The 23096-nt window shown below is 67.1% G+C and carries 25 protein-coding genes; 14 read left to right on the forward strand and 11 right to left on the reverse strand.

Features of this window, described 5'->3' with window-relative positions; translation table 11 throughout:
* The first annotated feature begins 44 nt into the window (after positions 1-44).
* The 3 genes from ACN0RC_RS05125 to ACN0RC_RS05135 are packed head-to-tail and all read left to right on the forward strand — an operon-like array spanning position 45 to position 2809.
* Entirely contained in the window at positions 45-599 is a 555-nt protein-coding gene (locus tag ACN0RC_RS05125; RefSeq protein WP_417509439.1) for a low molecular weight protein-tyrosine-phosphatase, read from the forward strand.
* Positions 600-646: 47 nt separating this feature from the next.
* Positions 647-2005 carry an adenylosuccinate lyase gene (gene purB / locus ACN0RC_RS05130; protein ID WP_417509441.1) on the forward strand — a complete coding sequence of 453 codons (1359 nt, stop codon included), beginning with the start codon at positions 647-649 and terminating at the stop codon, positions 2003-2005.
* A 42-nt stretch (positions 2006-2047) separates the two neighbouring features.
* Complete coding sequence (locus tag ACN0RC_RS05135) at positions 2048-2809, forward strand: patatin-like phospholipase family protein (protein WP_417509443.1); 762 nt, start codon at positions 2048-2050, stop codon at positions 2807-2809.
* On the opposite strand, the gene ACN0RC_RS05140 is transcribed toward ACN0RC_RS05135, so the two are convergent.
* The 4 genes from ACN0RC_RS05140 to ACN0RC_RS05155 are packed head-to-tail and all read right to left on the reverse strand — an operon-like array spanning position 2806 to position 6155.
* Positions 2806-3174 (reverse strand): hypothetical protein, encoded by a 369-nt coding sequence (locus ACN0RC_RS05140; protein ID WP_417509445.1) that lies wholly within the window; start codon positions 3172-3174, stop codon positions 2806-2808. The genes ACN0RC_RS05135 and ACN0RC_RS05140 overlap by 4 nt on opposite strands.
* Positions 3171-3839 carry an acyl-CoA synthetase gene (locus ACN0RC_RS05145; RefSeq protein ID WP_417509446.1) on the reverse strand — a complete coding sequence of 223 codons (669 nt, stop codon included), beginning with the start codon at positions 3837-3839 and terminating at the stop codon, positions 3171-3173. The genes ACN0RC_RS05140 and ACN0RC_RS05145 overlap by 4 nt, the downstream gene beginning before the upstream one ends.
* 36 nt (positions 3840-3875) lie before the next feature.
* Positions 3876-4700, reverse strand: coding sequence for a sulfurtransferase (locus ACN0RC_RS05150; protein ID WP_417509448.1), 825 nt, complete (start codon positions 4698-4700; stop codon positions 3876-3878).
* A gap of 3 nt (positions 4701-4703) precedes the next feature.
* Positions 4704-6155 (reverse strand): cell division initiation protein, encoded by a 1452-nt coding sequence (locus ACN0RC_RS05155; RefSeq protein ID WP_417509450.1) that lies wholly within the window; start codon positions 6153-6155, stop codon positions 4704-4706.
* Between the two features lie 221 nt (positions 6156-6376).
* Between ACN0RC_RS05155 and ACN0RC_RS05160 the strand changes: the two genes are divergently transcribed.
* Positions 6377-7348 (forward strand): acetylxylan esterase, encoded by a 972-nt coding sequence (locus tag ACN0RC_RS05160; RefSeq protein ID WP_417509452.1) that lies wholly within the window; start codon positions 6377-6379, stop codon positions 7346-7348.
* A 62-nt stretch (positions 7349-7410) separates the two neighbouring features.
* Positions 7411-7740: a helix-turn-helix domain-containing protein gene (locus ACN0RC_RS05165; protein ID WP_417509454.1), complete on the forward strand. Its 330-nt coding sequence runs from the start codon at positions 7411-7413 to the stop codon at positions 7738-7740.
* A 96-nt stretch (positions 7741-7836) separates the two neighbouring features.
* Here ACN0RC_RS05165 and ACN0RC_RS05170 read toward each other — a convergent pair whose 3' ends face one another.
* The 3 genes from ACN0RC_RS05170 to ACN0RC_RS05180 all read right to left on the reverse strand — a co-directional run bounded on the left by ACN0RC_RS05170 (position 7837) and on the right by ACN0RC_RS05180 (position 10686).
* A complete protein-coding gene (locus tag ACN0RC_RS05170; protein WP_417509456.1) occupies positions 7837-8433 on the reverse strand; it encodes a ClpP family protease in 597 nt (198 codons plus the stop codon).
* Positions 8430-9053: a ClpP family protease gene (locus ACN0RC_RS05175; protein ID WP_417509458.1), complete on the reverse strand. Its 624-nt coding sequence runs from the start codon at positions 9051-9053 to the stop codon at positions 8430-8432. The genes ACN0RC_RS05170 and ACN0RC_RS05175 overlap by 4 nt, the downstream gene beginning before the upstream one ends.
* Positions 9054-9138: 85 nt before the next feature.
* Positions 9139-10686, reverse strand: a complete 1548-nt coding sequence (locus ACN0RC_RS05180; RefSeq protein ID WP_417509460.1) for a hypothetical protein — start codon at positions 10684-10686, stop codon at positions 9139-9141.
* Positions 10687-10882: 196 nt separating this feature from the next.
* On the opposite strand from ACN0RC_RS05180, the gene ACN0RC_RS05185 reads away from it, so the two are divergent.
* The 4 genes from ACN0RC_RS05185 to ACN0RC_RS05200 are packed head-to-tail and all read left to right on the forward strand — an operon-like array spanning position 10883 to position 15279.
* Positions 10883-11800, forward strand: coding sequence for a metal ABC transporter substrate-binding protein (locus ACN0RC_RS05185; RefSeq protein WP_417509462.1), 918 nt, complete (start codon positions 10883-10885; stop codon positions 11798-11800).
* Positions 11797-12522, forward strand: a complete 726-nt coding sequence (locus ACN0RC_RS05190; RefSeq protein ID WP_417509463.1) for a metal ABC transporter ATP-binding protein — start codon at positions 11797-11799, stop codon at positions 12520-12522. Before ACN0RC_RS05185 ends, ACN0RC_RS05190 begins: the two co-directional genes overlap by 4 nt.
* The gene (locus tag ACN0RC_RS05195) at positions 12519-13403 is read left to right on the forward strand and encodes a metal ABC transporter permease (RefSeq protein WP_417509465.1); all 885 of its coding nucleotides are present in this window, start codon (positions 12519-12521) and stop codon (positions 13401-13403) included. The genes ACN0RC_RS05190 and ACN0RC_RS05195 overlap by 4 nt, the downstream gene beginning before the upstream one ends.
* Positions 13369-15279, forward strand: a complete 1911-nt coding sequence (locus ACN0RC_RS05200) for a M3 family metallopeptidase (RefSeq protein ID WP_417509467.1) — start codon at positions 13369-13371, stop codon at positions 15277-15279. The genes ACN0RC_RS05195 and ACN0RC_RS05200 overlap by 35 nt, the downstream gene beginning before the upstream one ends.
* Positions 15280-15297: 18 nt before the next feature.
* Here ACN0RC_RS05200 and ACN0RC_RS05205 read toward each other — a convergent pair whose 3' ends face one another.
* A complete protein-coding gene (locus tag ACN0RC_RS05205; protein ID WP_417509469.1) occupies positions 15298-16509 on the reverse strand; it encodes a trans-sulfuration enzyme family protein in 1212 nt (403 codons plus the stop codon).
* A 113-nt stretch (positions 16510-16622) separates the two neighbouring features.
* On the opposite strand from ACN0RC_RS05205, the gene ACN0RC_RS05210 reads away from it, so the two are divergent.
* Positions 16623-17087, forward strand: coding sequence for an Lrp/AsnC family transcriptional regulator (locus ACN0RC_RS05210; RefSeq protein WP_417509471.1), 465 nt, complete (start codon positions 16623-16625; stop codon positions 17085-17087).
* Between the two features lie 16 nt (positions 17088-17103).
* On the opposite strand, the gene ACN0RC_RS05215 is transcribed toward ACN0RC_RS05210, so the two are convergent.
* A complete protein-coding gene (locus ACN0RC_RS05215; protein ID WP_417509473.1) occupies positions 17104-18576 on the reverse strand; it encodes an MATE family efflux transporter in 1473 nt (490 codons plus the stop codon).
* Positions 18577-18643: 67 nt separating this feature from the next.
* Positions 18644-19045: a hypothetical protein gene (locus ACN0RC_RS05220; RefSeq protein ID WP_417509475.1), complete on the reverse strand. Its 402-nt coding sequence runs from the start codon at positions 19043-19045 to the stop codon at positions 18644-18646.
* Positions 19046-19177: 132 nt separating this feature from the next.
* Here ACN0RC_RS05220 and ACN0RC_RS05225 point away from each other — a divergent pair, with 132 nt between their 5' ends.
* Together ACN0RC_RS05225 and ACN0RC_RS05230 are read left to right on the forward strand one after the other, a co-directional pair.
* Complete coding sequence (locus ACN0RC_RS05225) at positions 19178-19972, forward strand: alpha/beta fold hydrolase (protein ID WP_417509477.1); 795 nt, start codon at positions 19178-19180, stop codon at positions 19970-19972.
* A 36-nt stretch (positions 19973-20008) separates the two neighbouring features.
* Positions 20009-21058, forward strand: a complete 1050-nt coding sequence (locus tag ACN0RC_RS05230) for an NAD(P)-dependent alcohol dehydrogenase (protein ID WP_417509479.1) — start codon at positions 20009-20011, stop codon at positions 21056-21058.
* A gap of 114 nt (positions 21059-21172) precedes the next feature.
* Here ACN0RC_RS05230 and msrA read toward each other — a convergent pair whose 3' ends face one another.
* Positions 21173-21706 (reverse strand): peptide-methionine (S)-S-oxide reductase MsrA, encoded by a 534-nt coding sequence (gene msrA / locus ACN0RC_RS05235; protein ID WP_417509481.1) that lies wholly within the window; start codon positions 21704-21706, stop codon positions 21173-21175.
* An 86-nt stretch (positions 21707-21792) separates the two neighbouring features.
* Here msrA and ACN0RC_RS05240 point away from each other — a divergent pair, with 86 nt between their 5' ends.
* Positions 21793-22161 (forward strand): cupin domain-containing protein, encoded by a 369-nt coding sequence (locus ACN0RC_RS05240; protein ID WP_417509483.1) that lies wholly within the window; start codon positions 21793-21795, stop codon positions 22159-22161.
* A 74-nt stretch (positions 22162-22235) separates the two neighbouring features.
* Entirely contained in the window at positions 22236-23066 is an 831-nt protein-coding gene (locus ACN0RC_RS05245; protein ID WP_417509484.1) for an SDR family NAD(P)-dependent oxidoreductase, read from the forward strand.
* Positions 23067-23096: the final 30 nt, after the last annotated feature.

Here is a 23096-nt window from a genome sequence, read left to right on the forward strand (position 1 = left end):
ACAATCGCTGTGCAGAACGAGTCGGCGACCTGCACAATGGAGGGGTGTCCCCGACGGATCCCTTCCGCGTCCTCTTCGTATGCACGGGAAACATCTGCCGCTCGCCCATGGCCGAGGTGGTCTTCCGCGACCTCGCCGAACATCAGGGCCTCGGGTCGCACATCGTCTCGACCAGCGCCGGCACGAGTGAGTGGCACGTGGGAGAGCGTGCGGACGTGCGCACCATCGAAGCACTCGAACGCCGCGGATACGACGGCTCCCACCACCGCGCGAAACCGTTCACCGCGGCATCCTTCACCGACAACGACCTGATCGTCGCACTCGACCGCACCCATGAGCGCATCCTGCGCCAGTGGGCGCGCGACGAAGATCAGGAGGGCAAGGTCACCCTTCTGCTCGCCTACGATCGCGCGGCCGAGAGCCTCGATGTCCCCGACCCTTACTACGCTGACACCGCAACGTTCGATTCGGTGCTGGCTATGATTGAGACGGCGAGCCGAGGCCTGTTCCGTCAGCTCGAACCCGCGCTGCGCAGCAATCGTGGGCTGCGCGCTCAGCCCCGCACGACGCCATCGCAGTACACGTCGCCCCAGAACTGAGGGGCCCGATCAGGAGGACTCCCCTGACTACCCCGAACGCTTTCCCCGTGCAGCCCCTGAGCCCCCTCGATGGCCGTTACCGCGCCACGGTCGCCCCTCTGGGTGACTACCTCTCTGAGGCAGGCCTGAATCGCGCTCGCGTCGAGGTCGAAGTCGAGTGGCTCATCGCGCTCACCGATCGCTCGCTGTTCGAGACCTCTCCCATGGCGGATGCTGACAAGGAGCGCCTGCGCGGCCTCTACCGCGACTTCGGCCAGGCCGAGATCGACTGGCTGGCCGAGAAAGAGGCCGTCACCCGTCACGATGTCAAGGCTGTCGAGTACCTGGTGCGCGACCGGCTCCAGGCCCTCGGGCTCGACTCGATCGCCGAACTCACCCACTTCGCGTGCACGAGTGAAGACGTCAACTCGGTCTCTTACGCACTGACCGTCAAGCGCGCGGTCGAGAACGTCTGGCTCCCCGGCTTGGATGCCGTGATCGCCAAGCTCCGCGAGTCGGCCGTTGAGCAGGCGGATGCCGCGATGCTCTCCCGCACGCACGGACAGCCCGCGACGCCCTCGACCATGGGCAAGGAGCTCGCCGTCTTCGCATGGCGTCTGGAGCGCGTACGCGCCCAGATCGCGGCATCCGACTACCTGGCGAAGTTCTCCGGCGCGACCGGCACCTGGTCGGCGCACCTCGCAGCCGACCCCGACGCCGACTGGCCCACCATCGCCCGCGAGTACGTCGAGGGACTGGGTCTGGGCTTCAACATCCTGACCACCCAGATCGAATCGCACGACTGGCAGGTCGAGCTCTACGACCGGATGCGTCACGCCGGCGGCATCCTGCACAACCTCGCGACCGACATCTGGACGTACATCTCGATCGGTTACTTCACGCAGATCCCCGTCGCCGGTGCGACCGGATCGTCGACGATGCCGCACAAGATCAACCCGATCCGCTTCGAGAACGCCGAGGCGAACCTCGAGCTGTCGGCGGCCCTGCTCGGCTCGCTCTCGCAGACGCTGGTCACCAGCCGCATGCAGCGCGACCTCACCGATTCGACGACGCAGCGCAACATCGGGGTCGCGTTCGGGCACTCGCTGCTCGCGCTCGACAACCTGCGCCGCGGCCTGGGCGAGATCTCGCTCGCGCGCGAGGTTCTGCTCGACGACCTCGATCACAACTGGGAGGTCCTCGCCGAAGCCATCCAGACCGTCATCCGCGCAGAGGTCGTCGCTGGCCGTTCGACGATCAGCGACCCTTACGCGCTGCTGAAGGAACTCACTCGCGGACACCGCGTCGGCGCCGCAGAGCTGGCGGAGTTCGTCGGGGGTCTCGAGATCGGCGACGCCGCCAAGCAGCGCCTGCTCGCACTCACGCCCGCAAGCTACACCGGTATCGCCGAGCGACTCGCGAAGTAGCGCGACCGCTGCGCCGCAGCGAGTCGGTGGTACGGTCACCTCGTGCCCACAGATGCGCAGCCGAACGGCGATGACGCGACGCTTGCCGTGACGCTGAGCGGCGGCGGTGCCTTCGGCGCCGCGCACGCGGGGGTGCTCCTCGTTCTCGAGGAGCGCGGCATCCGTCCGGGTATCGTGACCGGCACGAGCTCCGGCGCCCTCGTCGGATCGGCGTACGCTGCGGGTCTGGACGGCGCGGCTATCGAAGACATCACGCGCCGGTTCCGTTGGAACAGGATCGCGAAGTGGACCCTGCGGCCGCGCTGGGGACTGCTGGACACCGCCATCACTACCGACGCGATCCACGGACTCCTCGGCCACGACCCGCTCATCGAGGAGCTCCCTCGCCGCTTCGGAGCCGTCGCCACAGACCTGCGCACGCGTCGCGCCGTGACGCTCAGCAAGGGCCCGCTGAGTACGGCGCTGCGCGCAACGATCGCCGTCCCAGGGCTCCTTCCACCTGTGCGGTCAGATGGCCGGCTGCTCGCTGATGGCGGCATGATCGACAACGTTCCGCACGCGGCCGCGAAAGAGCTCGGTGCCGAGCGTGTGATCGTCGTGCATCTGCATGCGAAGTGGGAGAACGTCCGCATGATGCGCACGATCACGCAGACCGCTGACCTTGCTCGCGACCCGAACGTCATCCTGATCCAACCCGAGATGGAGCGGATGGCTCAGTGGACGATGCGTGACGTCAGTCGCCTGATCGATGAGGGCAGGCGAGCTGCGAACGTCGCCTTGGATGCTGCCGAGACTGTGCTCTAGGACGTCGGTGCAGAACCGGTGGTGGGGCCGGTCTGGTCGTCGCCGGACACTTCGTCGGACTCTTCGTCGTAGAGCACGGGACGCTCGAGCGTCTCTTTCTCATACTCGCGCGGGTCGACCGCGAGGATCAGCATCGACATGACGAGCAGCGTCACGATGAATGCGCCCCCACCGACGACGAGTCCCAGCATGAGCGGGGTGAGACCGGTGTAGGTTCCGCCCGCGATCGCGCTGTTCACGCGCGCCGTGAATGCGCCGGTCGAGATGAACGTCACGATCGCGGCGAAGAGCCCGGTTCCCAGCGCAATGCCGAGCAGATGCAGCGGACGCAGCAGCTCTCGACGTGTCGACTTCTTCTCGCTCACGCGGTGCCTCCCGATTCGACCGATTTGCTCGCGGATGCGGTGGAATCAGCATCCCCGTCTGTCGCAGATGCCACACCCGATGACGAGGGACGATTCGGCGAGAAGCCGGCGATCGCGAGGAAGACCGCGACGATCGCGGTGTATCCGCCGAACATGCCGACCGCGAGGATGATTCCAGAGAGCGTCAGCGCTCCCGCCCCCTCGACCGAGTACTGCAGTGCGTAGTCGGACGGGATGAACACGAGCACGACCGCGAGCACGAGACCCAGCGCGCCGATCGTGATGGCGTCTTTCGAGGTCGGGTCTGTACGACGACCGCGAAGACCCGCGATCAGCTCGACGAGGCCGGATGCTGCCGCCCAGACGATCACGACGATGAAGAATGCACCGTCGGTGCGCCAGGTCGGGACGCTGCTGGCCATCGCCGCGAGGAGGTCGATGACGGCGAGCAGGATGTACGGCCAGCGATTGCCGGCGGATGCAACAATCCAAGCCCCGACGATCAGGAGGAACCCGCTGGCGGCCGCGAACCCACCGAACACGGCGAAGCCGACGGCGGCCGAGTGATCGGAGGAGAACGTGATCATGAGTGCGGATGCCGCAGCGAACAGTGCGCGCAGCAACTGAATGTGGCGCACGGAGAACGTGCGAGCAGGGGCAGACATGACGGATCCTCGGTCTTCCGGGGTGATCACTCCAGTCTACGCGCCCGTAGCTATGGGACGACCCGGGGTATTCGACCACGCGCTCCACGAGCCGTGGAAGATCTTCGCGTCGATTCCTGCCTCCGCGAGCACCAGTGCCGTGTGCGCAGCGGTGAGCCCTGAACCGCAGTAGGTCGCAACCGGGGTGTCGCCGTTGACGCCGACGGCCGCGAAGTTCGCGCGCAGCTCATCCGCGCCGCGCAGCGTGCCGTCTTCACCGATGTGCACAGTGGTCGGCAGGTTCACCGCGCCAGGGATGTGACCTGCGATCGGATCCATCGGCTCGACCTCGCCGCGGAACCTCTCTGCTGCGCGAACGTCGAGCAGCACCCCGTGCTCGGGGAAGGCTGCCGCCTCGTCGATCGTCAGGCTGTCGCCCGAGACATCGGTCAGAGTGATCATGCCGGGGGTGTACTCCGCCGATCCGCTCTCGGCGTCACCGCCTGCCGCCTTCCACGCGGCCCAGCCGCCATCCAGCACGCGCACGTCAACGCCTCCGTGCGACAGCAGCCACCAGGCTCGAGCGGCGGAGATTCCGCTGGCGTCGTCGTACACGACGACGGCATCGCCGTCATCGAGACCCCAACGTCGCGCGGCCTCTTGGACCTGTTCGGTCGAGGGAAGCGGATGCCGTCCTTCAGCCGGATCGCCGGATCGCGACAGATCCTTCTCCACATCGACGAACACCGCACCGGGGATGTGACCTGTCAGATACTCCCGGCGACCGTCTGTCCTGCCCAGCTGCCACCGCACGTCGAGGACGCGCACGGCTTCCGCAGCGATCAGGTCAGCCAGTTCGGTAGCGGTCACCAGATTGGTCATGGATCAGTCCTCGTCGTCCTCGTCGTCGTCTTCTTCTTCTTCATCCTGGTCGTCTTCATCGTCGTCGTCCTCATCCGGGGCCAACTCGATGATCTCGTCGCCCTCTTCGAGCACGTCCACGTCATCGGCGTCATCCGTATCGCCGTCTTCGGCAGCATCCGCGCCGAGCACGCCGTCTGGGCGGATCAGCTCGCGCACCTCGGCCATGAAGCTGTTCAGCTGCTGCTGCTGCCAGCGCAGCTGACGGGTGCGGTCCTCCGCATCGCGCAGCACATCGGTGGTGTGACCGATGACGGTGCTGACGATCTTCTGCGCCTTCTGGCGCGCCCGGTCGAGGGTCTCGCGTGCGCGCATCTGCGCATCAGCCTCGATGGCCTGCGACTGCGAGCGCATCAGCCGCTCATAATCGTCGGCCTTCGCGGAGATCCGCTTCGAGTGCTCGAGCGACGACGCGACCTGCTCGTTCGCGTCGGTCGTGATGCGCTCCGCGTGTGCGACCGCCTGGTTGTGCAGCAACAGGAATTCCTGCTGCGCATCATCCTGACGGCGGGTCAGGGTCTCTTCGAACTCGAGGACGCGGGCGTTCATCTCGCGGACTTCGCGCTCAGCATCCGACCGCTGCTGCGTCGTCTCGCGAGTGACCATCGAGCGCAGCGCAGCGGCGCCCTTCTCGGCCTCGGTGCGAATGGTCGCCGCCTCCTGCTCGGCCTGATTGACCTTCTCCGCGGCGTGGGCCGCCTCGCGCTCGATGCCCGCCTCGTGCGCGGTGTACTCGGTGTCGATGCGCAGGCGCACCTGATCGGCATCGTGCTGGGCCTGCGTGCTGACGCGGTCGACCTCGGCGGCGAGCTCGGCACGGCGACCATCGATCTCCTCACGCGCAGCCTGCAGCAGGCGCTCGGCCTGTACTGCGGCGTTCTCGATGAGGACGGTGGCCTGCTCCTCCGCCACCCGCAGAACGGCCTCGAACTGCAGACGGGACCCCGAGGTGTCCTCATCGCTCCGAGGCGCATCTACAAGTTCGTTCGAGAGTGCCGTGATCTGCTGCTCGGCCTCCTCGACCTGCGCACGGGCGGCGGCGAGATCAGCCTCGAGTGCGGCGATGCGCTCGACTTCCTCGGCATGAGCCGTGGCGATCCTCTCCGCCTGCTGCTGCTCGATCTCTGCGATCCGCGCATCACGCTCCGCGGCGAGCTGCTCGTTCTCCGCGCGTGCCGCCTCGAGTTCTTCGCGCACTGACTCGACATCGCGGCTCACGCCAGACCGAGCGTCAGCGAGCTCGTTCTCCACGCGCTGCACCTGCATGCGAAGTCCTGCGACGGCAGCATCCACTTCACCTCGGTCGTATCCGCGGAACCCGACCGTGAAGCTATCCTGCTCGCGGGACTGCCCCTGCGCGAGCTGATCGAAGAAATCCCCATCCTGGGTTGTGCGGTTCTCGCCGGAATCGGTCATGGGTTCCACCTTTCGGAACTGTGCGTCCGCACGATCTCCGCGGTGCCGAACCAGGTCGGAACAGGAGGAGATGGGGCTGCGGATTTGTGAGGAGAAACGAGACTCGGAGCTCGCCGACAAGCCTAACGAGTGCACTGCCCCGCGGGAACCGTCCGACGAGATCACGCAGGGCCGCGTGCACAGATAAACTGCCGGGCGACCCCCGAGTGAAGGACTCCGCAATGCCGCGTTTCGACTTGCCCGTAGATGAGCTGCGCACGTACCGCCCCGAAGTGGCCGAGCCCGCTGACTTCGATGATTTCTGGGAGCAGACGCTCACGGAATCACGTGCACTCGCGCAGCCGATCCAGTTGCGGCGCATCGACTCGCCCCTGCAGACCGTAGAGGTGTACGACGTCACCTTCAGCGGATTCGGCGGAGATCCCATCGGCGGATGGCTGCTGCTGCCGGCGGGTGCCGATGAGCCGCTGCCCGCCGTCGTCGAGTACATCGGTTACGGAGGCGGGCGGGGTCTTCCGCACGAGCGTCTCGGGTGGGCCGTGTCGGGTTACGCATATTTCCTCATGGACACCCGGGGCCAGGGAAGCGGCTGGGGCGCCGGCGGCACCACCGCCGATCCGCACGGGTCAGGACCCGCAGGGCCGGGTTACATGACCCGCGGAATCGAAGACCCGCACGGCTACTACTACCGCCGGGTGTTCACCGATGCTGTGCTCGCCATCGACGCGATCCGCTCGCTCGAGCGCGTCGACTCCGCCCGCGTCGCCATCTGCGGCGGAAGCCAGGGCGGCGGCATCGCGATCGCGGCGGCGGGACTTGCCACCGGCCTTGCCGCGGCGATGCCCGAAGTGCCCTTCCTGTGCCACTTCGAGCGTGCGGTGGGCATGACTGGGTGCGATCCGTACCAGGAGATCGTGCGGTATCTCGCCGTGCACCGCGAAGCGGTGACAGACGTCTTCAAGACGTTGTCGTACTTCGACGGCGTGAACTTCGCCAGGCGCGCCACCGCCCCCGCACTGTTCTCGGTCGCCCTGCTCGACCCGATCTGCCCGCCCTCGACGGTGTACGCTGCGCACAACCGTTGGGGCGGATCATCCGAGGTCGTCGAGTATCCCTTCAACGAGCACGAAGGCGGCCAGGGACTGCACTGGGAGAAGCAGGCGGCATTCCTCGCAGAGCAGCTCGCCGACTGAGCGCGTTTCTGCTCTGAGCAGAACGGCTGTCGCACGCGCGGATCTCGGCGTTACCGTGAACCATGGCTGACATCCTCGCGTTCCCTCGTCCCGCACCTCGCCGCCCTGAACCGCTGTGGCGCGAAATGCTCGGCGACCAGTTGCGTCGCCTGCGTCACGATCACGAAGAGACCCTTGGTGAGACGGCGGCCAAGGCCGGAGTCTCGCCGCAGTATCTCTCTGAGGTCGAGCGCGGACTCAAAGAGCCCTCCAGCGAGATGATCGCTGCCATCGCCGGCGCCCTGGAGACCACGCTCATCGAACTCACCAGCAGCGTGGCCGAGGAGCTGCGCTCGACGACGGCGACAGCCGCCCCGGTCAGCACGCGCGGCGCCTTCGCCCTCGCGGCGTGAGTCTCTGCACACCCGTCAGTCCAGATCACAGATGCCAGCCCAGATCCGGGATTTCGGCTGGCATCTGTGATCCGGGCTGACGGGTGTCTGCGCGAACTACTCCGCCGTCCGCTCCCCCAGCACGGTGTCGATCAGTCCGTAGGCGAGCGCTGCGGATACCGTGAACACGCGATCCCGATCGGTGTCTGCGCGCAGCGCTTCGACGGTCCGGCCGGTGTGGCGTGCGAGGGTGGACTCCAGATCCGAACGCACCCGCACCACCTCATCGGCGGCGAGGATCAGGTCGGGGATCGCTCCGCGCGACTGTCCGGCCGGCTGATGCAGCACGATGCGCGCGTGCGCGAGAGCCGCGCGCTGACCGGGTGCGCCGGCCGCGGCGAGCAGGGCCGCCGGGCCGATCGCCTGTCCGATCACGGTCGTCGCAACGGCAGGGCGGATGTGCTGCATCGTGTCGTAGATCGCCAGCGCCGCCCCCGGGTCGCCGCCCTCACTGTTGATGTAGAACTGGATGCCGGTGTCTGGACTGTCTGAATCAAGATGCAGCAGCTGCGCGATCAGCGCGTTCGCGACCCCCGCGTCGATGCCGGTGCCGAGGTAGATCACGCGTTCTGCGAGCAGGTGCGAGTACACATCCATGACGCGCTCACCCCGCGGATGCTGCGCGATGACGTTCGGGATCGTATAGCTGCTCATGACTTCGACCCTTCCGCTCCGAGGCCGACTCGGGCCCTGCGCGGCGGCAAGATCTGTGCGAAGTCGTCGACGATCTCGTCGATGAATCCGTACTCCTGTGCTTGTGCCGCGGTGTACCAGCGGTCGTGCAGCGAGTCTTCGAAGATGCGCTCCGCCGCTTGTCCGGTGTCATCGGAGATAAGGCCGAGCACCATGTCGCGCGTATGCCGAAGATCATCGGCCTGCGTCTCGAGCTCGCCGGCAGATCCGCCGATCCCCGCTGACCCCTGGTGCATGAGGACCCGGGCGTGCGGGAGGGCGCGTCGCTTGCCCTGCGTGCCGCCGGAGAGCAGGAACTGCCCGGCGCTGGCCGCCATGCCGAGGGCGAGGGTTGCGACGTCGTTGGGGATCAGCTTCATGATGTCGCGGATTGCGAGCATCGACGGGACGGAACCGCCCGGCGAGTGGATCCACAGCGCGATGTCGGATGCCGGATCCTCTGCCGAGAGAGTGAGGAGCTGCGTCATCAGCAGCGTGCCGTTGTCGTCGTCGAGTGCGCCGTCGAGCACGATCACGCGTTCGTGGAAGAGTGCTCGTCTGACTTCAGGACCGAAATGCGGGATGGGAGTTTCTTCGCTCATGCCTCCACCCTGGGCGGCATCCGCAGGCAGAGAGCGCGAATCCGCTCACGGCCGATCTGCCGTGAGCGGATTCGTCTGCGGAGCCCTACGCGATCGCGAGCGTACGGCGGTGGCTGACCCGGTGACCGACCCAGAAGCCGATGGCGATCAGGCCGATCAGCACTGCGCCGAGCATCCAGGGCAGCATCGACGGCGCAGCCTGTGCGGTCGCAGTGGCGAGAGTGCCCGATCCGTCGGCGATCTGACCGTTGCCCGCAGCGAGGTCGGCGGCGCCGGCCTCGAGTCGTCCGCCGCCTTCGGCGAGGTCGCTGGATCCGCTGGCGATCGTCGTCGCGCCTTCGGAGAGAGCGCCGATGCCGGTGTTCAGGTCAGCAGCGCCCGTCTGCAGGGTGGCCGTGCCCTCGGCGAGCGAGGCCGCGCCGCTGTTCAGGGTCGTGGCGCCGGAGTTCAGTCGTGCAGATCCGTCGTACAGCGAGCTCGCACCCTCGGACAGTGTCGCAAGACCACCCGAGAGGCGGCTTGCGCCCGCGGTGAGGTCAGAGGTGCCGGCCTTCAGCGGCTGAAGACCCGTGGCGAGCTGCTGCGCACCGGTGGAGAGCTGAGAGGTGCCGGCCTGGAGTGCTGTCGCGCCCTGCACGAGCGCCGGAGCGCCCTGCTTCGCGTCGACCAGTGCGACAGTGCCCGGCCATCCGGCAGCGGCGTTGCCATTGACCAGCGCGCCTGCTCCAGCTGCGAGCTCCTGTGCGCCTGTTGCGGCAACGATCGTGCCCTTCGCGAGTGCTGGCGCTGCGGCAGCGGCACCGGCGATGCCGTCGACCTGCGCATCGACACCGGCGGCAAGGGTTGCCAGCTTCTGCAGCGCCGCGTCTCCTGGAGAAGATGCGGCGAGCGCTGCCAGCTCATCCGCGAGGCTCTGCGAGTTCTGCGGCAGCTCAGCGGCGACAACCGAGATCGTGGGGCCAGCGTCAGCGAGCCCCTGCAGCTGCGGGCTGACGGCAGCAGAGAGACCAGCACTCAGCTTGTCGGCTCCCGCGAGCACCTGACCGGCGACCTGGTGCGCCCCTGCGACACCCGCCGCGAGACTGGTCACGCCGCCGAGAACCTGCTGGGCTCCCGCATCCACCTGCTGTGCTCCGCTCGACAGCGACTGTGCGCCCGTAACGGCGGTCTGAGCGCCAGCATCCAACTTCTGCGCACCGGCGGTGAGGTCCTGCGCGCCCGTCAGCGCGGTCTGAGCACCGGAGCTGAGCCGGCCGGCGCCATCCTGAGCGCTCGCGGCACCGGCGGCGAGCGTGTCTGCACCGGCGGCAAGCGTGGCCGCGCCGGTCGAGGCGCTGAGCGCACCGGCGGCGAGCTTCTTCGAACCGGCGTGTGCGCTGGAAGCGCCGGCAGCGAGGTCGTCCGTGCCCGCTGCGAGCTTGCCCGCACCCGCAGAGAGGTCCTTCGCACCCGCGGCGAGGGTGCTCGAGCCCTCATGTGCGGTCACGGTTCCATCGGACAGGTCAGCCGCACCGGCGGCGATCTTTCCGGTCGTCATGAAGAAGAGCGCCACCATCACGGCGAGAAGCACGGCGAGGATGATGACAGTGATGCGCAGGCCATTGCCGTGCACGTGAGGCGTAGAACTCGTCATTGAGGCTCCAGGGATCAGTGGCGTCGTTGCCACTGGTGATCGTATGGGCGGGCTGTGGAAAGCCTCCGTGCTTTGCCATCCGGAACTAAGTTTCACAAGGGTCGGTACTTGGTTTCTTGTTGACCGTCCACAAATGCGTTTCTGCACGCGGTGGGCGTCTGTTGTTTTCGGTGCACCTAAAAGGTAGGTTTTCGGTGTGCCTAAAAATGCCCGTCGTGTGCTCGCGCTCCTCGCGCTGAGCGCTCTCGCGCTGTCCGGATGCTCCGGTCCGCCGACCGACGCACCGGACGATCGTCCGGTCGTGCTGACGACCTTCACGGTGCTGGCTGATATCGCCCAGAACGTCGCCGGCGAGCACCTGCGGGTCGAGTCGATCACCAAGCCCGGGGCCGAGATCCACGGCTACGAGCCCACGCCGGGAGACGTGCGTCAGGCGGCCAGCGCCCAGCTGATCCTCGATAACGGGCTGAACCTCGAGGCCTGGTTCGCACAGTTCGTCGACTCCGTGCACGTGCCGCACGTCGTCGTCTCAGAGGGCATCGACGTTCTCGACGTCACGGCAGATGCGTACGCCGGCAAACCCAATCCGCACGCGTGGATGAGTCCGCTGAACGTGCAGCGCTATGTCGACAACATGGCGAAGGCGTTCGCCGACCTCGACCCCACCCACGCCGCCGATTTCGCCGCCAACGCCGAGGGGTACAAGCAGGAGCTTCAGCGGGTGCAGGACGACCTGGTCGATGCGCTGGCGCAGCTGCCGGCGAACGAACGCGCGCTGGTCACGTGCGAAGGAGCGTTCTCGTATCTCGCTCGTGATGCCGGGCTCGCGGAGGCGTACATCTGGCCCGTCAACGCCGAGCAGCAGGCGACGCCCCGCCAGATCGCCGCGACCATCGAGTTCGTGAAGGACAACGAGGTTCGCGCCGTGTTCTGCGAGTCGACGGTGTCAGATCGCGCGATGCAGCAGGTGGTCGAGGCATCCGGTGCGAAGTTCGGCGGAGTCCTGTACGTCGACTCGCTGTCGACCTCCGATGGCCCCGTGCCGACCTATCTCGATCTTCTCCGCCACGATGCCGACGTGATCGTCGCCGGGCTGACGGGGACGACGCCATGATCGAGGTCACAGGCGTCACCGTGCGCTACGGCGAGGTAGTCGCGCTCGATGACGTATCGCTGCGCGTCGAATCCGCGCGCGTCACCGGACTCATCGGCATGAACGGCTCGGGCAAGTCGACGCTGTTCAAGACGATCCTGGGGCTGGTGCGGCCCGCATCCGGTGTCGTCTCGATCGATGGCGGCGACCCGGCATCCGCCCGGAAGCGCGGCCTCATCGGGTACGTGCCGCAGAGCGAAGACGTGGACTGGGCGTTTCCAGTGTCAGTGCGCGACGTGGTGATGATGGGGCGGTACGGACGGCAGGGATTCCTGCGGCGAGCGCGGCCTGCAGATCGTGATGCCGTCGAAGAAGCTCTCGAACGCGTCGAGCTCACCGACCTCGCCGATCGGCAGATCGGACAGCTCTCGGGCGGGCAGCGCAAACGCGCCTTCGTCGCCCGCGGCATCGCCCAGGGGTCCGAGATTCTGCTGCTGGACGAGCCGTTCGCGGGCGTCGACAAGCGCAGCGAGGCGACGATCGTGCGGCTGCTGCGCGAGCTCGCGGCATCCGGCAGCACAGTGCTGGTGTCGACGCACGACCTGCACGCGCTGCCTGCTCTTGCGGATGAGGCAGTGCTGCTGCTGCGGCGAGCGCTGTTCCACGGATCGGTGACCGAGGCGCTCGAGCCCGCAAATCTCGCGCGGGCGTTCGGGTTGGAGTCTCCGGAGGACGCCGCATGATTCTCGACTGGATCCTCGAACCTCTGCAGTACGACTTCATGGTGCGCGCGCTGGTGACGACCGTGATCGCGGCGGTCGTGTGTGCGCTGCTGTCGTGCTGGCTGGTGCTGGTCGGGTGGTCGCTGATGGGCGATGCCGTCTCGCACGCGGTGCTGCCCGGCGTGGTTCTCGCGTACGTGTTCGGTGCACCGTTCGCGCTCGGGGCGCTGGTGTTCGGGTTCCTCGCGGTGGGACTGATGGGACTGATCCGCGGGACGAGCAGAGTGAAAGAGGATGCCGCAATCGGCATCGTCTTCTCGACCCTGTTCGCGCTCGGGCTGGTGATGATCTCGGTGACGCCGAGCCAGACCGATCTGAATCACATCATCTTCGGCAACATCCTCGGCGTCTCGGATGCTGACCTCGTGCAGATCTGCGTACTCGCCGCCGTCGCGTTCGCGGTGCTCGTCATCAAGCGCCGTGACCTGACGCTGTACGCCTTCGATCCGACGCACGCTTTCGCGATCGGGCTGTCGCCGCGGTTCCTGGGCGCGCTGCTGCTCGGCGTGCTCGCGCTGACCGCCGTGGTCGCACTGCAGGTGGTGGGCGTGGTGCTCGTGGTGGCGATGCTGATCATCCCCGGGGCGACGGCGTACCTGCTGACCGACCGGTTCGGGCGGATGCTGGTGATCGCTCCCGTCATGTCAGCGGTGTGCAGCGTGGTCGGGATCTATCTCAGCTACTGGGTCGATGCGGCATCCGGCGGACTCGTAGTCGTCGTGCAGGGGTGCGTGTTCGCGCTCGTCTACCTGTTCGCGCCGCGCCAGGGGGTGCTCTGGCGACTCTGGCAGCGCATACGCTGGATCGATGGCCCTCGAACCTCTCGTCCTGCCCGCCTCTGACTGGGCGGCGTTCGTCGCCGAGCGCGCCGATACCGCGCTGAGCACCGCGCGCGATGTCGTCGCGCAGCTGAAGGATGGCTCTGCGCACACCCCGCTCGAGACCCTTGAGCTCTGGAACATCGGCGACACCGCGGTCATGAACGCCGCGAGCATGACTGAGCTGTTCTCTGAGGTGCACCCCGACGCTGTGGTGCGCGAGATCGCGGAAGATCGGATGCAGAACGCGGCATCCTTCGTCACGGAACGCGACCAGGATCGCGAGCTCTACGCTGTGCTGGCGGACGTCGATGCATCCGCCCTCGACGCCGACTCCGCCCGTCTGCTCGATCGCACGCTGCGGGACTTCCGCCGCGGCGGCGTGGACCAAGACGATGACACTCGTGCCCGCCTGTCCGAGATCGCAGCCCGCATCACCGTGATCGAGCAGGAGTTCTCGCGCCACGTCCGCGACGATGTGCGCAGCATCCGTATTGCTCCCGAGCGTCTCGACGGTCTGCCGGACGATTTCCGCGCATCGCACCCCGCGGGCGACGACGGACTCGTCGAGATCACGACCGACTATCCGGACTTCCGGCCGTTCCGCGCGTATGCGCACGATCGCGCCGCCCGCGAAGAGATCTCCCGTGCGTACAACTCCCGCGGATGGCCTGCCAACGACGCACTGCTGCACGAGCTGCTCGACCTGCGCGCCGAGCAGGCGGGTCTGCTCGGATACAGCTCCTGGCCCGACTACGACGCCGAAGTGAAGATGATCGGCACGGGTGGCGCGATCGCCGAGTTCATCGACCGCATCGCCGAACTCTCGGCTGATCGTGCACAGGCCGATGCCGATGCGCTCCTCGCCCGCGCACAGCAGGACGACCCGTCGTTCACCGAGATCACCAGTGCGGACTCGGACTACTACGGCGAGCTCATCCGCCGCGAGCAGTACGACGTCGACGCTCAGGCAGTGCGCGAGTACTTCGACTTCTCTCGGGTGCGCGAGGGGCTGCTGTCGGTGACCGGCCGCCTGTTCGGCCTCGAGTACCTCGCGGTGGATGCGTCGACCTGGGCAGACGATGTCACGACATACGACGTGCTGCAGGGCGGCGAGCGCATAGGACGCATCCATCTCGATCTGCATCCGCGCGAGGGCAAGTACAAGCACGCCGCGCAGTTCGACTTGGTGCGGGGTGTGCGCGGCACGCAGCTGCCCGAGGGCGTGCTGGTGTGCAACTTTCCGCGCGGACTGATGGAGCACGAGCAGGTCACGACCCTGTTCCACGAGTTCGGTCACCTGCTGCACCATGTGCTCGGCGGCGATCAGAAGTGGGTGCGCTTCTCGGGCGTCGCCACCGAATGGGACTTCGTCGAGGCCCCCTCGCAGATGCTCGAGGAATGGGCGTGGGATGCGGACATCCTCCGTACCTTCGCCGTGGATGCCGCGGGCGAACCGATCCCCGCCGACCTCGTCGCTCGCATGCATGAGGCTGCGGACTCCGATCGGGGCCGCTGGGCGAGAACGCAGATCTTCTACTCCGCCGTCTCGTACTGGCTGCACCAGGAGCGTCCGGACGATCACGATGCCGCGATCGCCGAGCTCTCCCGCCAGTACTCGGTCATCGCTCCGCTGGACGACACACACTTCCAGTCGGGGTTCGGACACCTCACCGGCTACAGCTCGGCGTACTACACGTACATGTGGAGCCTGGTGATCGCGAAGGACATGTTCAGCGCATTCGACCCTGCGGATCTGTTCGCCGCCGACGTCGCAGGACGCTACCGCGACGAGGTGCTCGCGCGCGGAGGATCAGCGGATGCCGCCGACCTGGTCGCCGCATTCCTCGGACGCGAGTACTCGTTCGACGCCTTCGGCGAGTGGCTCGCCGGGAGCTGACGCGGCCGCCGCGCCCCGTCAGGAAACAGCCGCGCGAGCTGCCTCTTCGGAGTCCACAACCGTCGCGAAGGCCTGCGCGAGATCGGCGATCAGGTCGCCGACGTGCTCCAGACCGACCGAGAGTCTCAGCACATCAGCATCCGGCCTGGCATCTGCTGGCACCGGCCGGTGCGTGAGGGCGGCAGGATGCTGGATGAGCGAGTCCACGCCGCCGAGCGAGACCGCATGCGTGAAGAGCGTCACCGCCCCTGCGACAGCACTCGCGGCCGCGTAGCCGCCCCGCATCCGGATCGCGATCATCGCACCCGTGCCGTGCATCTGCCGCTCGAGGATCCCCTCGGGGTCGCCGTCGAGTCCGGGGAAGAAGACCTCGTCGACGCCTGGCTGATCGATCAGCCACTGCACGAGCGCCTGCGCGTTCTCCTGCTGGCGCGCCATCCGTACCGGCAGAGTCGTGAGCCCACGGTGCAGCAGGTAGGCGCCGAGCGGATGCAGCACTCCCCCGGTGATCGCACGCACCCGGCGCAGCGCCTCGGCGGTCTCTTCGCTGCAGGCCACGACACCAGCGATCACGTCGCCATGCCCGCCGAGGTACTTCGTCGCGCTGTGCAGTGACATCGCCGCTCCGTGGTCGAGCGGGTTCTGCAGGATGGGGGTTGCGAAGGTGTTGTCGACCACGACCGGAATGTCTCCCGCCGCGCGGACGACCGCCGCGATGTCGACGAGTTCGAGCGTCGGGTTCGCCGGCGTCTCCATGACGACGAGTCCGGTGTCGGGGCGGATGCTGATCCCCACCTCCGAGGCGTGGCAGAAGGTCGTCTCGGTGCCGAGCAGGCCAGAGCCGAGCAGGTGATCAGTCCCGCCGTACAGCGGACGGACGGCGACCACGTGCCGCTTGCCCGTGGCCGATGTCATCGCGAGGATCACCGCGGTCATCGCCGCCATTCCGGAGGAGAACGCGACGGATGCTTCGGCGTGCTCCATCTCGGCGAGAGCATCTTCGAAACGGCCGACCGTCGGGTTCCACAGTCGGGCGTAGACCATGCTGCCGTCCTCAGGCGGTCGCCCACCGGTCGCCATCGCCTCATAGGAGTCACCGCCGCGCTCGACGTCGGGGAGCGGGTTCGTCGTCGACAGGTCGATCGGCAGGGCGTGGACGCCGAGGTCGGTCAGGTCACCGCGTCCGCTGTGGACCGCGACGGTGTCAGGATGCAAGAACTGGTCACTCATGCTTCCACATTGCCGGAATCCCAAGCAGAATAGGAGAATCCGACAGCATCCATCGTCTGATGAACAGTTCTCGCATTTTTCCGCAAGAATTGAGCACCCTGGAGGTGGTCGAATTGGCGAATTCCCCACTCGACGAACTCGACCTGAGAGTCCTCGCCGCCCTCAGCGCACGCGCCGACCTCACCAATAAGGCGCTCGCGCAGCAGCTGGGTCTGGCGGAATCCACATGCGCCCACCGCGTGCGGAGCCTGCGCGATCGCGGAATCATCCGCGACTCCCGCATCCGGCTCGACCACGCGGCGCTGGGCTTCCCGCTCGAGGCGATCATCAAGGTGCGCCTGGCGAACCACACCGGAGACAAAGTGAATGCCCTCTTCGATGCGCTCGTCGCGACACCGCAGGTGCTGCAGGTGTTCCACGTCGCGGGCGTCGATGACTTCCTCGTGCATGTGGCGGTCAAGGATGCCGCGGCCCTCCGCGACATCGTGCTCGAACACATCACGGTGCATCCGGTCGTGCGCGGCACCGAGACCCAGCTGGTCTTCGAGCTCCGCGACGGCCGAGGCGCGCTCGGCTGACCCGGGGCTGGTCAGCTCAGCGGCGCAGCAGCTTCTTCCACCGCTTCTGCATGACGACAGAGACGGGCTGCGTGACCACAGCATCCACGTTCAGCGAGCTGTTGTCGGGACCGACGAGCGCGATCGGAGTGGTCAGCGTCGGCTCGTCCGGCTCGACGGGCATCTTCGCCAGAGCGCGATGCGCGCGCACATACGCCGGAATGAGGATCACGACCGCGCCGACCCACGCGAGCGGGTTGCTCAGCGCGACGCCGCCGAAGCCGAGCAGACCGCCGAGCACGACGGCGGCTCCCACACGCATGAAGAGTTCGACGACCCCCGTCACCGTGGGGATCATCGCCTGGCCGAGGCCCTGCAGTGCGCCGCGCAGCACGAACAGCGTCCCCAGCAGCGCGTAGGCCGATCCGTTGATGATGAGCATGAGGTGGGCGAGCTCGACGACCTCATCCGCCCCCTCGCCGACGAAGAGTCGCACGAGGTTCGTACCGAACGCGATGAGCACGACACCGAGGATGACCGAGGCAATGATGGCCATCCAGGTCGCCTGCTTCACTCCGGCACGGATGCGGTCGGGCCGGCGTCCGCCGAAGTTCTGCGCCACGTACATCGAGACCGCGAGACCGAGGGACGCGAGCAGAGCGGTGGCGAGGCTGTCGACACGGGATGCCGTGGTGTACGCCGCGACGGCGTCGGCACCGAGCACGTTGAGCGCCACCTGAACGACCAGGGTTCCGATCGCGATGATCGAGGCCTGGAAGCCCATCGGCAGTCCGAGCCGAAGGTGGTCGGCGACGTCGTCACCGGTGATCTTCCAGTCCTCGCGGCGAACATGCAGAACCGGAATGCGACGCCGAATGTAATCGAGGCACAGCAGCACAGAGACGGCCTGCGCGACAACCGTCGCCAGTGCGGCGCCAGCAACGCCCCAGCCCACGGGCCCCACCAGCACGACGACGAGCACGACGTTCAGCGCACACGCGATCGTGAGGAACACCAGCGGCGTCTTGGAGTCGCCGATGGCACGGATGATCGCAGCGAGGTAGTTGAAGAACATCGTCGCCCCGCCACCGAGGAAGCTCACCTGCGTGAAGAGAGTTGCTTCGGCGAGGAGTTCGGGCGGCGTCTGCATGAGCACGAGAACGGGGCCAGCCAGCAGCGGCCCTGCGATCGTGATCAGGATGCTCGCGATAGCCGACAGCACCGTGCCCGTGGCGACCGAACGCCGCACGGACGCGTGGTCCTTGGCGCCGAAGGCCTGCGCAGTCGGAATCGCAAAGCCACTGGTCATACCCCAGGCGAACCCGAGCAGGAGGAACAGCAGCGAGCCCGTCGCACCGACGGCTGCGAGCGAATTCACGCCCAGCTCGCGGCCGACGACGATCGTATCGACGACCTGATACAGCTGCTGCACGACGTTGCCGATGAGCAGCGGAACAGAGAACGCGAGGATGACACGCCAGGGGCGGCCCGTGGTGAGGGAGGTGGCCATGCGGGGGAGGACTTCCGGAACGAAGGACGAAGAGATCAGGATGTCGGCGAACCGGCAAGCGAGAAGTCTATCGAATCGATTCGGGTGTCACTGTACGCACGCCCAGCTGGCGTGCCGGCTGCGCAATGGTCGTCACGGCAGGGGCCGCAACAGCAGGTGCCTCGGATGCCACGACGGGCCTGTTCTGCAGCGCGCGCACCACGACCCGGGCAACCCCGCCCAGCGTGAGCGCTGCCAACAGCGCGCCACCAGCGATGATCGCGGGGAGCCACTGCCCCGAGAAGCCCGACGTCAGGCTCAGCAGGGCTCCGCCGATCCAGACTGCCGCGGCACCACCAGTGACTCCGGCAGCACCCAGCGCGAGAGCAATGAGTGCGATGAGCGCGCAGAGGACTGCGATTGCTGCACCGACGATCCCCGCCGACAGGAAGAACCCCGTCAGATCTTGGGTGACACCGATCGTTGACATTCTGACCCCCCGGTCGCCTCCGTATTCATAAAGCTACGCAGTACCGCAGACATCCGCATCCATCGCAAGGATGATGTTATTGAAACGGGTCCGATAGGAGCGCCGCCCCGCGCGGAGGAGCATGATGGAGGGGTGGCTGCCCTCCTTGCTGACCTGACCCAGATGCCGGAACCGCAGCGCGTCTATGCCGCCGACGGCACGCGCCTTGCGACGTACACCTGGGGCGATCTCGACGCCCCGGTCGTCGTTCTCGTGCACGGCTTCGCCTCGAGCGCGCGCGATAACTGGGTGCAGACCGGGTGGGTCCGCATGCTCACCCGCGCCGGATACCGTGTGCTCGCGATCGATCAGCGCGGACACGGCCTCAGCGACAAGCCGCACGAGCCTGAGGCGTACGCCGTGAGCACCCTCGCCGCCGACGTCGAGAACGTCATGGACGTCTACCTCGTCGAGGACGCGTTCTACATCGGATACTCGCTCGGCGCGTTCGTGGGGTGGGAGGTCGTACGGGATCTTCCTCAGAAGATCAGCAGGGCCGTGCTCGGCGGCGTGCCCGAAGGCATCCCGCTCACCCGTCTGGATCTCGATCAGGTGCGCGCGTACATCGACGACGGCACACCCGTGCGCGATCGCACGACCCAGAACTACATCGCGCTCACCGAACGTGTGCACGGCAACGACCTTCGCGCGCTGCTCGCGCTGGCCGAGGGCATGCGCGAGCAGCGCACGATCGGCCCCGACCCGGCCAAGGCCCCGACCCAGCCGATCCTGTTCGCGACAGGGTCGCAGGATGCCGTTATCGAGGGCTCACGCGCACTGGCGGATGCCGCCCCCCAGGGCACGTTCTTCACGATCCCCGACCGGCACCACTTCAACGCGCCCGGTGCACGCGCATTCAAGGATGCGGCGCTGGAGTTCCTCGCGTAGCGCCCTGTGCGCGGCATCCGGTCTACGATCTTGATCATGCCTATTTCGATTCCTGCCATCGTTGCGTCGTCCGCCACCGACCCGCTCTTCACGGGCACCATCGAACGCCGCGATGTCGGGGCGAAGGATGTGCGGATCGACATCCGCTGGGCGGGCATCTGCCACTCCGATATCCACACGGTGCAGGGCGATTGGGGCCCGCAGCAGTACCCGCTGACCGTCGGTCACGAGATCGTCGGCACCGTGGCCGAAGTCGGATCCGACGTCACCAAGTTCGCCGTCGGCGACCGCGTCGGGGTCGGATGCCTCGTGAACTCCTGCGGCGAGTGCACGAACTGCGCGGCGGGCGAAGAGCAGTACTGCCTGAACGGCGCCATCGGCACCTACGGCGCGAAGGACGTCGATGGCACGATCACGCAGGGCGGATACGCCACCTCGGTCGTCGTCACCGAGCACTTCGTGCTGCGCGTGCCGGAGGCGATCCCCTATGAGAAGGCCGCTCCCCTGCTGTGCGCCGGCATCACCACGTACTCGCCGCTGCGCCACTGGAATGCAGGTCCCGGCAAGAAGGTCGCCGTGATCGGACTCGGCGGGCTCGGGCACATGGCCCTGAAGATCGCGCACGCCATGGGCGCCGAGGTCACCGTCCTCTCGCGCTCGAACTCGAAGCGCGAGGACGCGCTGAAGCTCGGCGCCGATCACTACTACGCGACCGAGGACAAAGAGACCTTCCGCACGCTGCGCGGCACATTCGACCTGATCATCAACTCGGTCTCGGCCGCGATCGATCTCGACGCGCACCTCAAGCTGCTCGCGTTGAATGGCACGCTCGTCAACGTCGGAGCTCCGGCCGAGCCGATGTCCGTGAGCGCGGGAACGCTGATCGGCGGTCGTCGCTCATTCGCCGGGTCCAACATCGGCGGCATCGCCGAGACCCAGGAAATGCTCGACTTCTGCGCTGAGCACGGCATCGCCCCCGAGGTCGAGATCACCTCGGCCGACCAGGTCAACGAGGCGTGGGCGCGGGTGCTGGCATCCGACGTCCGCTACCGCTTCGTGATCGACATCGACACGCTCAAGGGCTGACCCCCGTTCCAGGTCGCAAATTATGCCGCTTTGCGCGAGGCATAACGGCATAGTTTGCGACCTGAGCGGGCGGGCGGTGCGACCTGAGCGGGTGGGTGGCGGGTGCGACCTGGGTCAGGCGGCGCGCTTCGGAAGCACCCAGCCGGCACGCGGGAAGTGGCAGGTGTAGCCGTTCGGGATGCGCTGCAGGTAGTCCTGGTGCTCGGGCTCAGCCTGCCAGAACGGGCCCTCCGGCTCGATCTTCGTGACGGCCGGGCCTGGCCAGAGGCCTGACGCATCCACATCGGCGATGGTGTCGCGGGCGACCTGCTCCTGCTCAGGGCTGAGCGGGAAGATGGCCGAGCGGTAGCTGGATCCGACGTCGTTGCCCTGACGGTCGAGCGTCGAGGGGTCGTGGATCTGGAAGAAGAACGCGAGGATGTCGCGGTACGTCGTCTGGGCGGGGTCGAAGACGATCTCCACAGCCTCGGCGTGGCCGGGGTGGTTGCGGTAGGTCGCGTTCGCGTTCTCGCCTCCGGTGTAGCCGACTCGAGTGTCGAGCACGCCGGGCTGGCGGCGGATGAGGTCTTCCATTCCCCAGAAGCATCCGCCGGCAAGAACAGCCGTCTCGGTGCCGGGTGTGCGGGTGATGGTGCCGGTGTCAGTCATGTGCACTCCTTTTCGCTCTTCAAGTCTGACGCACTATCGAGGAGCGGGTGCCATTCTGGAGGAACGCTCAGGAACGGAGACGACCAATGGATGCTGAGAACACAGCTCCCACGCCCCGTATCGTCGGTGACGCGTTCGCCGCGTCGGCCGCTGCCGCCGGTTCCGCGTGGCGCCTGGAGCCTTCCGAGCGGGGCCTTGACGCGAACGTGATCGTGCTGCCGGCAGGAGATGAGATCCAGGCGCACATCGGGCCGGAACTGGACGTGCTGATCGTGGTTCTCGATGGCTCGGGGACGCTTGAGACCGCCGTGGATCCGCTTCCGCTCTCCCCCGGCACGATGGTGTGGCTGCCGGCCAGGTCGCAGCGGCGCTTCGTCGCAGGAGACGACGGCCTGCGCTACTTCTCTGTGCATCAACGCAAGCCCGGCCTCAGCATCCGCTCTCGACTCGGGTGACCGGCGCGCGCCCTGCGCACGTCCCGACGGCCAAGATTTCGGGGGTCCGGGCGAGCGTGGCGTACCGTTTGACCATGTCTGAGAACCCGATCACTGACGCTCTCGTCCTCATCACCGGTGGCGCACGCGGCATGGGCGAGCTGTACGCGCGCCGCGCTGTCGCCGCCCGCGCCCGGGCCGTCGCGCTGTGGGACATCGATGAGGATGCTGTCACCGCTGTCGCCGCCGAGCTCTCGCGCTCAGGGGTCGAAGTCCGCGGCTATCGCGTGGACGTCTCGCAGCGCGAAGAGATCGCCGCCGGCGTGGAGCGGGTGCGGGCGGACTTCGGCACGCCCGACGTCATCATCAACAACGCCGGTATCGTGCGAGGCGCACCGTTCTGGGAGCACGACCCGGTGCGCGATATCGAGGCGACCATGCGCATCAACACGCTCGCGGCCATGTGGCTGACCCGCGAGGTGCTGCCCGACATGATCGCTGACACCTCCCGGCCCAAGCGCATCCTCAACATCGCCTCCGCCGCAGGGACGCTGGCGAATCCGAATATGAGTGTGTACGCGGCATCCAAATGGGCGATGATCGGCTGGAGCGAATCGGTGCGTCTGGAGCTCGAAGGTTACGGACACGACCACGTCAAGGTGACCACGTTCTGCCCGAGCTACATCTCGACCGGCATGTTCGAGGGCGCGCGCGGTCCGCTGATGACGCCGATCATGACGCCTCGCAAGGCGACGGCAGCGGCGTGGAACGGGATGCTGCGTGGAACACCCATGGTGCTGCGCCCGTGGACCGTGAAACTCTCGATGGCCCTGCGGGGTGTGCTTCCGACGAAGACGTGGGACTTCCTCGCTCGCTACGTGTTCAAGGTGTACTCGTCGATGGATCACTTCACCGGGCGCGGCTGAGGTGCCAGTAGTCTTGCTTTCCTGAACGTC

Source organism: Microbacterium sp., assembly GCF_048259935.1.
GTDB lineage: Bacteria > Actinomycetota > Actinomycetes > Actinomycetales > Microbacteriaceae > Microbacterium.